This window comes from Cupriavidus phytohabitans (genome assembly GCF_000426345.1).
GTDB lineage: Bacteria > Pseudomonadota > Gammaproteobacteria > Burkholderiales > Burkholderiaceae > Cupriavidus.
The window spans coordinates 349758-361060 of record NZ_AUFE01000001.1; the positions used below are offsets into that span (position 1 = coordinate 349758).

An 11303-nucleotide genomic window follows, 5' to 3' on the forward strand; every position below is an offset into this window, starting at 1 on the left:
CAAGACCAAGTAATTCCAAAAGGCCCCGACATGCAGGACGCACCGCTCAAACCCTTCCGCTTCGCCGACGCCGCCCGCATGGTGCGCACCGGCGTGCCGGTGGTGATGGTCACCATCGTCGAGGTCAAGGGCTCGGCCCCGCGCGAGACCGGCATCCGCATGCTGGTCAGCCCGAATGATCTGGTCGGGACCATCGGCGGCGGCCACCTGGAATGGCGCGGCATGGATATCGCGCGCGAGATGCTGGTGCGGCATGAGCAGCGCCGCATCGAGCGCATCCCGCTGGGCCCGGCCCTGGGCCAGTGCTGCGGCGGCGTGGTGCAGCTGGCGTTCGAGGTGCTGGGCGAGGCCGACCTGGCCTGGATCGACGCGGTCGAACGCAATTTCGCCGCGCAGCGCGCGCTGCAGCGCCACGTGCCGGCCAGCGGCGCGGTGACCTTTGCCGACAGCCGCGCCGTCCTGCCCACCGTGGACCTGCAGCCGGACGGCAGCTGGACCGACACGCTGGTGCCGGACGCCATGCACGTCGTGCTGTTCGGCGCCGGCCACGTCGGCCACGCGCTGGTCAAGGTGCTGGCGACGCTGCCGTGCCGCGTGCACTGGGTGGACGAGCGCGACACGCTGTTCCCCGGCGGCCTGCCCGACAACGTCGAGGCCGAGGCCAGCGACACGCCCGAGGCCGTGGTCGCGCAGGCGCCTGCGGGCAGCTATTTCATGGTGATGACGCACAGCCATGCGCTCGACCAGACCCTGTGCGAAGAAATCCTGAAGCGCACCGATTTCGCCTACTTCGGCCTGATCGGTTCCAAGACCAAGCGCGCACGCTTTGAGCACCGCATGGCCGAGCACGGCATCGACCCGGCCAGGTTTGCGGAAATGACATGCCCCATGGGGGTTCCCGGGATCACCGACAAAGCTCCGGCTATGATTGCGGTTGCCATCGTCGCCCAGCTGCTCCAGGTTCGCGAACAGCGCTTAGCCGCGCTGCGTGCGGGCCTGGCGGAGGCGGTGCATCCCTGAGAACCCGTGCCGCCGGCCCTGGCCGGCGGGCATAGAGAACACGAGGCCCCCATGACCATCGATGCCGCGCTGGCGGACAAAATCCGCCGTACCCCCAAGGCCGAACTGCATGTGCATATCGAAGGCACGCTCGAGCCGGAACTGATCTTCCGGCTGGCCCAGCGCAACCAGGTGGCGCTGCCCTACCCCAGCGTGGAGGCCCTGCGCGCCGCCTACGCCTTCACTGACCTGCAGTCGTTCCTCGACATCTACTACGCCGGCGCCAGCGTGCTGCTGACCGAGGAAGATTTCTTCGACATGACCATGGACTACGTCAAGCGCGCCGTCGCCGACAATGTCCGCCACGCCGAGATCTTCTTCGATCCGCAGACCCATACCGCGCGCGGCGTGCCGATCGGCGTGGTGATCGACGGCATTGCCGACGCCCTGGCCCAGGCGCGTACGGAATACGACTTCTCCAGCAGCCTGATCCTGTGCTTCCTGCGTCATTTGTCGGAGGAAGACGCCTTTGCCACGCTGGAAGCCGCGCTGCCCTACCGTGACCGCTTTGTCGGCGTTGGGCTGGATTCGTCCGAGAAAGGCAACCCGCCGGAGAAGTTCGCACGCGTGTTCGCGCGGGCGAAGGAGCTGGGCCTGCACCTGGTCGCGCACGCCGGCGAGGAAGGCCCGGCGCAGTACGTCACCGACGCACTCGACATCCTCAAGGTCGAGCGCATTGACCACGGCGTGCATGCCATTGACGACGCCGCGCTGGTCCAGCGCCTGGCGCGCGAGCGCGTGGCGCTGACGGTATGCCCGCTGTCCAACGTCAAGCTCAAGGTCTACCCCGACCTGCGTGACCATCCGCTCAAGCGCATGCTCGACGCGGGCGTGGCGATCACGCTGCATTCGGACGATCCGGCCTACTTTGGCGGCTACATGAACGCCAACTGGGAAGCCACCTTCGACGCACTGCCGCTGGATGCCGCCGACGCCCACAAGCTGGCGCGCAACAGCTTTGAAGCGGCCTTCCTGTCCGATGTGCAGAAGGCCGAGTTCCTGGCCGAGGTCGACCACTTCTGGTCGGCCAAGCCCAAATCCCCGCCCGTGACGGCCCCCACGGCCTGAGCGGCGCATGCCAATAGCCCGGCCCGCTGCGTAACGTAACGTCGGCACGCGCGGGCCGGCCACAAGAGACAAACGATGACGACCACCCCCACGACTGAGTCCACCACCCGTGCCATCCGCGGCCGCGTGCTGCATTTCCTGCGCGACCCGCAATTCCATGAGGATGCGTACCAGTATTGGGACGACGGGGTGCTGATCGTCACCGACGGCCGCATTGCCGCCGCCGGCGAGTACGCGAAGCTGGCAGACCGCATCCCGGCCGGCGCCGAGATCGTCGACCACCGCGGCAAGCTGATCGTGCCGGGCTTTATCGACACCCACGTGCACTACCCGCAGACCGACATGATCGCGTCGCCGTCGCCGGGCCTGCTGCACTGGCTCGACACCTATACCTTCCCGGAAGAGCGCCGCTTCGCCGATCCCGACTACGCCCGCGGCGTGGCCGGTTTCTTCACCGAAGAACTGCTGCGCAACGGCACCACCAGCGCGGTGGTCTGGAGCACGGTGCACAAGGCCTCGGCCGACGCGCTCTTCGCCGAAAGCGAGGCGCGCAACCTGCGCATGGTCACCGGCAAGGTGATGATGGACCGCAACTGCCCGGAATTCCTGCGCGACACTGCCGAGACCGGCGCGAAGGACTCGGCCGACCTGCTGTCGCGCTGGCATAACAAGGGTCGCCTCTCGTACGCCATCACGCCGCGCTTCGCCCCGACCTCGACCGAAGCGCAGCTGGCCGCTTGCGGCGAACTGGCGCGCGCCTACCCCGACGCCTTTATCCAGACCCACGTGGCCGAGAACCGCGACGAGGTCAAATGGGTCGCCGAGCTGTTCCCGGACGCGCGCAGCTACCTGGACGTCTACGACCGCTACGGCCTGCTGCGCCCCGGCGCGATGTACGGCCACGCCATCTACCTGGACCAGGACGACCGCCGCCGGCTGGCCGACAGCGGCGCCGCGGTGGCGCACTGTCCCACTTCCAACCTGTTCCTGGGCAGCGGCTTCTACGACTTCCACCAGTCCGACGCCAACCGCCTGAACGTGACGCTGGCCACCGACGTTGGCGGCGGCACCTCGTTCTCGATGTTCCGCACCATGAACGCCGCGCACAAGGTCGCGCGCATGGGCGGCTACTACCTGACCGCGCTGCGCATGTTCTACCTGGCCACGCGCGCCGCCGCCGAGGCGCTGGGCTGGACCAGCCGCGTCGGCAGCTTCAGCGAGGGCTGCGAGGCCGATTTCGTCGTGCTCGATCCCAAGGCCACGCCGCTGATCGCGCGCCGCAGCAACCGTTCGGAGACGCTGGAAGAAGAGCTGTTCGCCTTTGCCATGCTGGGCGACGACCGCTTGATCGACAGCGTGTACATCATGGGCGAGCCGGCGCGCGCGACCGCCTGATCCGTCACATCCCGCACTCCCCTCCGGCACCACCGCCCCCGCCCCTTCGAGGCGGGCGCGCTTTTACCGCTTAGAGCGTCCCTCCGGATTGACGCCCGTCAAGAACCCCACCGGCAAAGCCTTCTAACCTTGCGGTTTCGCCATGGCCGGCATGCGCCGGCCTCATTGGCCCACACTATCCGACCGCAAAACCAGAAGGTTCCGCATGACCGCAATCCCAACCACGCCCTCAGCGCATCCCGAGCATGCCGCGCATGCCCGGCAGTCCGCCAAGCCGGGGCGGCTGCCGCTGCCCGAGCCGATCGCCCCGGACGCGCCGTTTCCGTCGCGCAAGGTCATCCGCAGCTGGCTGATTCCGCTGGGCGAGCGCAGCACGCCGCGCGCCCTGGCGCTGTTCGCCTTCGACTACCTGCTGTTCGCCGCCGTGCTGGCCGGCGTGGTGCTGGCCTCGCACTGGACCGCCAAGCTGGCGCTGGGCGTGCTGGCCGGGCTGGTGATCGCGCGCCTGTTTATCATCGGCCACGATGCCTGCCACCAGAGCCTGACGCCACGCCGCGGCCTGAACAAATGGCTGGGCCGGCTGACCTTCCTGCCGTCGCTGACGCCGTACAGCCTGTGGGAAGTCGGCCATAACGTGGTCCACCACGGCTACACCAACCTGAAGGGCTTCGACTTTGTCTGGGCGCCCTACTCGCTGGAAGAATTCAACGCGCTGCCCCGCTGGCGCCGTGCGATGGAACGCATCTACCGCACCGGCTTCGGCCCGGGCCTCTACTATCTGGTCGAGATCTGGTGGAGCAAGCTGTTCTTCCCCAGCAAGCGGCAGATGGCCACGCGCCGGCCGGTGTTCGTGCGCGATTGCCTGCTGGTGGCGACCTTCGGCGTAGCCTGGATCGGCGGGCTGGTGGCGCTGGCCTTTGCTACGGGCCAGTCGGCCTGGATGCTAGTCGGCGCCGGTTTCGTGCTGCCCTTCCTGGTGTGGAACGTGACCGTGGGTTTCGTGCTGTACGTGCACCATACCCATGCCAGCGTGGCGTGGTACGACACCAAGACCATGTGGGCCAAGGCGCAGCCGTTCGTCTCGACCACCGTGCACCTGCGCTTCCGCCATGGCATCGGCTCCGCGCTGCACCACATCATGGAGCACACCGCGCACCACGTCGACATGAGCGTGCCGCTGTATCGCCTCAAGCGCGCGCAGGCGCTGCTTGAGCACGCGCTGCCGGGCCGCATCATCATCGAGAACTTCTCCTGGCGCTGGTATTTCGATACGGCGCGCCGCTGCAAGCTGTATGACTTCAAGGCGCTGTGCTGGACCGATTTCCGCGGCCGCCAGACCAGCGAGAACGCGCCGGTGCCGGCCTGATCACCATGCCGATCTCGGCGACTGCGGTGGACGATCCAGCGCCGCCGCGGTTATAATCGCTGCTTCCATTGGGGAGTAGCCGCCCTGCTCTCACCGCGCCGCGCAATGCGGACTTCGGGGGACAGGGGCGTACGTCAACAGACTTGACCGCTTGCGGTTATGGCGTGCGCAGCTCCGGACCCGCCTGGCCAGACTGGCCCAGGCAGCGTCCATGCCTGGCGAGACCGATGACCATGCCTTTCTGGCCGGGCCGGGAAAGGTGTGCGTCATTGGCATCTCGCGATGCATTGCGGCCCGGTTATCCCACATAACAACATGGAAGCCTTCCTCGTCTCCACAGGTATCGTCGCCCTTGCTGAAATGGGCGACAAGACGCAGCTGCTGTCGCTGGTGCTGGCGGCACGCTATCGCAAACCCGTTCCGATCATCCTTGGCATCCTGATCGCCACCCTGGTCAACCACGGCTTTGCCGGCGCGCTTGGCGGATGGATCACGCATGTGGTCGGCGAAAGCCTGCTGCGCTGGATCCTGGGGCTGGGCTTTATCGCGATGGGCGCGTGGATGCTGATCCCCGACAAGCTCGACGATGCCGAGCAGGCCAAGCCGGCCAAAGGGGCACTGGGGGTACTGGCCACCACCATCGTTGCCTTCTTCTTCGCCGAAATGGGCGACAAGACGCAGATCGCCACGGTGGCGCTGGCAGCGCGATTCAGCGATGCGGTGGTTGCCGTGGTGGCCGGCACGACCTTCGGCATGATGATCGCCAATGCGCCGGCGGTGCTGCTGGGCGACAAGTTTGCCAACAAGATGCCGATTGGGCTGGTGCATAAGATTGCGGCCGCAATCTTCGTGGTGCTGGGCGTGCTGGCGCTGATGAATATTGGAGGTTGATTTCGGAGGTGGTCGCTGTTGGTGACATGCTGTCGGCCGTTGAACCAGGGCGGTTCAACGGCCGACAGCATGTCTTAAACAGCGCCTGCAGTGCACAGCCCCAATCCCATAACCGCATCGCGGCGAAAACAAAAAAACGGGGCACAAGGCCCCGTCCAAACCCTCGCCGGTCCAGTAGTAACGGTTGCCAACAACTCAACCCTCCAGACCGTCGATCACCGATGCTCGGATTTCGCGGGCCGGCTCGCCAAGAGCCAGCCCCAATGCTTTTCAACTCAAACCACGATCAATTCGTAGTCTTGGCTCCGCCTTCGAACCACTGCCCCAGCAGCGCACGTTCGTCGTCGGTAATCTGCGTCACGTTGCCCAGCGGCATCGCCTTCTGCTGCACGGCCTGCTGGTAGATCAGCTGGGCGTGGGCCTTGATGTCTTCCGGCGTTTCCAGCTTGATACCCTTGGCCGCGGTCGGCATCATCTTCGGCTGCTCGGCGTGGCACTGCACGCAGCGTGCGTTCATCACTTCCTGCACCTTGGCAAAGCTGACAGTCGCGGCGGCTGCCTCGGCACCCTTGGCCACGGCCGGTCGCGGCTGCGGCGCGATCATCACGGCGACCACGCCCAGCGCGGCAACGCCCGCGGCCGGCCACAGCACGTTGATCTTGCCCTTGTGCTTCAGGATGAAGAACTGGCGGATCAGCACGCCCGACAGCATGATCAGGATCAGCACCACCCAGTTGTACTTGTGGGCGTAGGTCATGCTGTAGTGGTTCGACAGCATCGCGAACAGCACCGGCAGCGTGAAGTAGGTGTTGTGCACGCTGCGCTGCTTGCCGCGCTTGCCGTGGATCGGATCCACCGGCTGGCCGGCCTTCAGCGCCGCCACCACCTTGCGCTGGCCCGGGATGATCCACGCCAGCACGTTCGCGCTCATGATCGTCGCGATCATCGCGCCGGTCAGCAGGAACGCCGCGCGGCCCGAGAAGATATTGCATGCGACGTAAGCGGCTGCGGCGATGTAGATCGCCACCAGGATGCCGACCAGGCGGTCATTCTTGTTGAACAGGCGGCAGATGCTGTCATAGACGATCCAGCCGATCAGCAGGTACGACACCGCGAAGCCGACCGCCGCGCCAGGCGACATGTCGAACACGTTCTTGTCGATCAGGAACGTGCTGGCGTTGAACAGGTACAGCACCACCAGCAACGCGAAGCCGCTCATCCAGGTCGAATACGACTCCCAGTAGAACCAGTGCAGGTTTTCCGGCAGCTGCTTGGGCGCGGTCAGGTACTTCTGCGGGTTGTAGAAGCCGCCGCCGTGCACCGCCCACAACTCGCCGTCGACGCCCTTTTCCTTCAGGTCGGGCGCGGCGGGCTTGGTCAGGCTGTTGTCCAGCCACACGAAATAGAACGAAGAGCCGATCCATGCGATGGCGGTGATGACGTGCACCCACCGCAGCAGCATATTGGCCCAGTCGAGGATATAGCCTTCCATGTCTTGTCTCCTGTTTCCCTATGCCACCGCGTCAGCTGCCGCGGTAGGTCGAGTACGACCAGGGCGAAACCAGGAGCGGCACGTGGTAGTGCGCGTTGACGTCGGCAATGCCGAAGCGCAGCGGCACCACGTCCAGGAAAGCCGGCTCGGGCAGCTTCGTGCCCTGCGCGCGGAAATAGTCGCCCGCGGCGAATTCCAGTTCGTACACGCCGGCGGCAAGGTCGGCGCCTTCCAGCAGCGGCTGGTCGCAGCGCCCGTCATGGTTGGTGACCACGGTCTTCAGGGTTTCGCGGCGATTGTCGACAATTTTATGGAGAGTAATCGACATCCCTTGTCCGGGCGTGCCGGCAGCGGTGTCAAGAACATGGGTGGTCAAGCGTCCCATCGTATTTGTCCTTTTGCGATTGGGTTGTGAGGGGCGCCGCTGCCTTCACTAGCACCATTTGTGGGATGGTGCCCGCTCGGTACGTCTGGTAACGCATCCCGGCGCTGGGTTGGTGCGTGGCGACAATGCGCCTGCCCGACCCGGTTGGCAATTCAGGGATTTCCCTGAGTTGTCGAAAACCTGAGCTGGTTTTGTTGACAATATTGAGCCACCAACCAAATAATTGTCAACAATTTTCGGATCACCGGCCCCTGATACAGGGGATTACTGGGGATCCGGATCCGACCTGACTGGATGACTGCTGGTGCCAAGATGTCCAAGAGCCTGAAGCTGATTGCCGGTGCCACCGGCGTTTCCGATGCCGACCCCAGCGGGTCCCTGCCCTCCCGGCCGGACAAGCCCGCGCGCAAGGGCTCGGTCGAAGAGCGCATGTACCACGAGATCTACGACGCGATCATGGAGCACCGGCTGCCGCCGCGCACCAAGCTCACCGAGCATTCGCTATGCGAGATCTATGCCACCGCGCGTCACACGGTGCGCAAGGTGCTGTCGCACCTGGCCGCCGACGGCATGGTCGACCTCGAACCCAACCGTGGCGCCTTTATCGCCAGCCCTTCCACCGACGAAGCGCACGACATGTTCGAGCTGCGCCAGATGCTGGAGCGCGCGGTGCTGGAAAAACTGGCCGGCATGCCCGACGTGAAGACCGTGATCGCGCCGCTGCGCAAGATGGTCGCCACGGAGCGCCAGGCCTTCCTGACGCACGACCGCCCCAAATGGATCCGCCTGTCCGCCGAGTTCCACACGGCGCTGGCGGAGCTGTCGGGCAACGCGCTGCTGGTCAACATGATGCGCCGGCTGGTGTCGCGCACCACGCTGATGATCGCCAGCGTGGAAGCCCCGGGCAACAACGCCTGCTCGTTCGACGAACACGAGGAAATCCTCGACGCCCTGGAACAGGGCGATGCCGCGCTGGCCCAGTCGCGCATGGCGCACCACCTCGGCGCCTGCGCCGACCGCGTGCAGCCGGATGAGCCGGGCAACTTCGATCTTCGCAGCGTACTAGGCCGCTCCACCTAGCACGGTGTTCCCGCCACGCCCCCGCAAGAAGAAGGCCGAACGCCCGTTGTCCGCACCGCGCCCAGGCAGTGCAAACAAGAGCGCAGCGACGGCAGGCCGATAACAACAATAGCAACGCAGGCACAAGCATTGCTGGCAACACAACAGGCACGGACGTGGCGTTCCCATCAAACCAAAGGAGAGGAGACGCACCAATGAATTCCGCAAGCACCACGGTCCCCACGGACCTCACCAACGAGCGTTTGCCTTCAGGGCGCCTGCTCGCGCTTGGTTTGCAGCATGTTCTGGTGATGTACGCCGGCACGGTTGCCGTACCGCTGATCGTCGGCGGCGCGCTCAAGCTGCCCAAGGACCAGCTGGCCTTCCTGATCAATGCCGACCTGTTCGCGGCCGGCCTGGCCACGCTGATCCAGGCCATCGGCTTCTGGAAATTCGGCATCCGCCTGCCGGTGATGATGGGCGTGACCTTTGCCTCGGTGGCGCCGATGATCGCCATCGGCACCGACCCCAACGTCGGCCTGCTCGGCATCTACGGGGCGGTGATCGCGTCAGGGATCTTCGGCATCCTGATTGCGCCGATGATGGGGCGCATGCTCGGATTGTTCCCGCCGGTGGTGACCGGCACGGTGATCACGCTGATCGGCGTGTCGCTGATGCGCGTCGGCATCAACTGGGCGGCCGGCGGCCAGCCCACCACGCGCGCGGTGATCGACGGCGTGGCCAAGGAAGTGCCCAACCTCGCCTACGGCGACCTGACCAACCTCGGCATCGCCGGGCTGACGCTGGTGACCATCCTGCTGCTGACCAAGTACGGCCGCGGCCTGGTCGCCAACTGCGCGGTGCTGCTCGGCATCATCATCGGCACGGTGGTGGCGATGGGCATGGGCAAGGTCTCGTTCGAAGGCCTGGATGAAGCCAGCTTCGTCGCCGTCATCACGCCGCTGCACTTCGGCATGCCGACCTTCGAGGTGACCGCGATCCTGTCGATGTGCATCGTCATGCTGATCACGCTGGTGGAATCGACCGGCATGTTCCTGGCGCTGTCTGACATCACCGGCAAGAAGCTGAGCAACGAGGATCTGACCCGCGGCCTGCGCGCCGACGGCCTGGGCACCGTGATCGGCGGCGTCTTCAACACCTTCCCTTACACCTCGTTCTCGCAGAACGTGGGCCTGGTCACCGTGACCGGTGTGCGCTCGCGCTACGTGGCAGCGGCCGGCGGCCTGATCCTGATCGCGTTCGGCCTGTTCCCCAAGATGGCCCACGTGGTGGCCTCGGTGCCGCAGTTCGTGCTCGGCGGCGCCGGCATCGTGATGTTCGGCATGGTGGCCGCCACCGGCATCCGCATCCTGGGCTCGTGCGATTTCAACCGCAATCGCCACAACCTGTTCATCGTCGCCATCTCGATCGGCTTCGGCATGATCCCGACACTGGCACCGACGTTCTTCCAGTACCTGCCCAAGTGGACCAGCCCCTTCACGCATAGCGGCATCGTGCTCGGCACGATCGTGGCCGTGGCGCTGAACCTGTTCTACAACGGCATCCAGTCGCGCGAGGAAGCGATGCGCAACGCCGCCGCCAATTCGCACGGCACCGAGTAACGGTTATATCGAAGTACGCCGCCGGGCCAGTGACTGGCACGCTCATTGCCCAGTCAGACGGCGCTTGCGGGCGCCGCGCCCGGTCGGTTTCCCCTGAAGCAAGCAACGACCATGACAACAGAGAACTATCCACGCGATCTCATCGGTTACGGCGCCCGGCCGCCGCACGCCCGCTGGCCGGGCGGCGCGCGCGTCGCGCTGCAGTTCGTCCTCAACTACGAAGAAGGCGGCGAAAACTGCGTGCTGCACGGCGACGCCGCCTCCGAGCAGTTCCTCTCCGAGATCGTCGGCGCCGCGGCCTATCCCGACCGCCACATGAGCATGGAGGGCATCTATGAATACGGCTCGCGCGCCGGCGTCTGGCGCATCCTGCGCGAGTTCGAAAAGCGCGGCCTGCCGCTGACCATCTTCGGCGTGTCGATGGCGCTGCAGCGCCATCCCGAACTGACCCGCGCCTTCGTCGAGCTGGGCCACGAGATCGCCTGCCACGGCTGGCGCTGGATCCACTACCAGAACATCGACGAGGCCACCGAGCGCGAGCACATGCGCATCGGCATGCAGATCATCAAGGACCTGACCGGCTCGATGCCGCTGGGCTGGTACACCGGGCGCGACAGCCCCAACACGCGCCGCCTGGTGGTCGAGCACGGCGGCTTCCTGTACGACTCCGACTACTACGGCGATGACCTGCCCTTCTGGACCGAAGTGGAAGTCACCGGCGGCGAGAAGAAGCCGCACCTGGTGGTGCCGTACACGCTGGACTCGAACGACATGCGCTTTGCCACGCCGCAGGGCTTCAACACCGGCGAGCAGTTCTTCCAGTACCTGAAGGATGCGTTCGACGTGCTGTATGAAGAAGGCGATCCCGCAGGGCAGGACAGCCCCAAGATGCTGTCGATCGGCATGCACTGCCGGCTGCTCGGCCGCCCCGGCCGCTTCCGCGCGCTGCAGCGCTTCCTCGACTAC

At 65.7% G+C, this 11303-nt stretch carries 10 protein-coding genes and 1 riboswitch; of the genes, 8 read left to right on the forward strand and 2 right to left on the reverse strand.

What is annotated here, in order from left to right; genetic code table 11:
• Positions 1 to 30 precede the first annotated feature (30 nt).
• The 5 genes from xdhC to K309_RS0101710 all read left to right on the forward strand — a co-directional run bounded on the left by xdhC (position 31) and on the right by K309_RS0101710 (position 5779).
• A complete protein-coding gene (gene xdhC / locus K309_RS0101690) occupies positions 31 to 1020 on the forward strand; it encodes a xanthine dehydrogenase accessory protein XdhC (RefSeq protein WP_029044802.1) in 990 nt (329 codons plus the stop codon).
• Positions 1021 to 1071: 51 nt separating this feature from the next.
• On the forward strand, positions 1072 to 2127 hold the full coding sequence (locus K309_RS0101695) for an adenosine deaminase (RefSeq protein WP_029044803.1): 1056 nt from the start codon (positions 1072 to 1074) through the stop codon (positions 2125 to 2127).
• Positions 2128 to 2202: 75 nt separating this feature from the next.
• Positions 2203 to 3522 carry a guanine deaminase gene (gene guaD / locus K309_RS0101700; protein WP_029044804.1) on the forward strand — a complete coding sequence of 440 codons (1320 nt, stop codon included), beginning with the start codon at positions 2203 to 2205 and terminating at the stop codon, positions 3520 to 3522.
• A 205-nt stretch (positions 3523 to 3727) separates the two neighbouring features.
• Entirely contained in the window at positions 3728 to 4888 is a 1161-nt protein-coding gene (locus tag K309_RS0101705) for a fatty acid desaturase (protein ID WP_029044805.1), read from the forward strand.
• Positions 4889 to 4940: 52 nt separating this feature from the next.
• Positions 4941 to 5172, forward strand: a riboswitch (yybP-ykoY riboswitch).
• A gap of 31 nt (positions 5173 to 5203) precedes the next feature.
• Entirely contained in the window at positions 5204 to 5779 is a 576-nt protein-coding gene (locus K309_RS0101710; protein WP_029044806.1) for a TMEM165/GDT1 family protein, read from the forward strand.
• Between the two features lie 286 nt (positions 5780 to 6065).
• Here the strand turns inward: K309_RS0101710 and K309_RS0101715 are convergent, their stop codons facing one another.
• The gene (locus K309_RS0101715; RefSeq protein ID WP_029044807.1) at positions 6066 to 7271 is read right to left on the reverse strand and encodes a urate hydroxylase PuuD; all 1206 of its coding nucleotides are present in this window, start codon (positions 7269 to 7271) and stop codon (positions 6066 to 6068) included.
• Positions 7272 to 7302: 31 nt separating this feature from the next.
• The gene (gene uraH, locus K309_RS0101720) at positions 7303 to 7656 is read right to left on the reverse strand and encodes a hydroxyisourate hydrolase (protein WP_029044808.1); all 354 of its coding nucleotides are present in this window, start codon (positions 7654 to 7656) and stop codon (positions 7303 to 7305) included.
• Positions 7657 to 7968: 312 nt separating this feature from the next.
• Here uraH and K309_RS0101725 point away from each other — a divergent pair, with 312 nt between their 5' ends.
• The 3 genes from K309_RS0101725 to puuE all read left to right on the forward strand — a co-directional run.
• On the forward strand, positions 7969 to 8736 hold the full coding sequence (locus tag K309_RS0101725) for a GntR family transcriptional regulator (RefSeq protein WP_029044809.1): 768 nt from the start codon (positions 7969 to 7971) through the stop codon (positions 8734 to 8736).
• Positions 8737 to 8930: 194 nt separating this feature from the next.
• Complete coding sequence (locus K309_RS0101730) at positions 8931 to 10337, forward strand: nucleobase:cation symporter-2 family protein (RefSeq protein ID WP_029044810.1); 1407 nt, start codon at positions 8931 to 8933, stop codon at positions 10335 to 10337.
• A 111-nt stretch (positions 10338 to 10448) separates the two neighbouring features.
• The coding region (puuE, locus tag K309_RS0101735; protein ID WP_029044811.1) for an allantoinase PuuE at positions 10449 to 11303 on the forward strand (855 nt) is incomplete at its 3' end.

Bases quoted from the DNA above. Each gene is read 5' to 3' on its own strand.
- xdhC (WP_029044802.1), top strand. From the start codon at position 31: ATGCAGGACGCACCGCTCAAACCCTTCCGCTTCGCCGACGCCGCCCGC.
- K309_RS0101695 (WP_029044803.1), top strand. From the start codon at position 1,072: ATGACCATCGATGCCGCGCTGGCGGACAAAATCCGCCGTACCCCCAAG.
- guaD (WP_029044804.1), top strand. From the start codon at position 2,203: ATGACGACCACCCCCACGACTGAGTCCACCACCCGTGCCATCCGCGGC.
- K309_RS0101705 (WP_029044805.1), top strand. From the start codon at position 3,728: ATGACCGCAATCCCAACCACGCCCTCAGCGCATCCCGAGCATGCCGCG.
- K309_RS0101710 (WP_029044806.1), top strand. From the start codon at position 5,204: ATGGAAGCCTTCCTCGTCTCCACAGGTATCGTCGCCCTTGCTGAAATG.
- K309_RS0101715 (WP_029044807.1), bottom strand. From the start codon at position 7,271: ATGGAAGGCTATATCCTCGACTGGGCCAATATGCTGCTGCGGTGGGTG.
- uraH (WP_029044808.1), bottom strand. From the start codon at position 7,656: ATGGGACGCTTGACCACCCATGTTCTTGACACCGCTGCCGGCACGCCC.
- K309_RS0101725 (WP_029044809.1), top strand. From the start codon at position 7,969: ATGTCCAAGAGCCTGAAGCTGATTGCCGGTGCCACCGGCGTTTCCGAT.
- K309_RS0101730 (WP_029044810.1), top strand. From the start codon at position 8,931: ATGAATTCCGCAAGCACCACGGTCCCCACGGACCTCACCAACGAGCGT.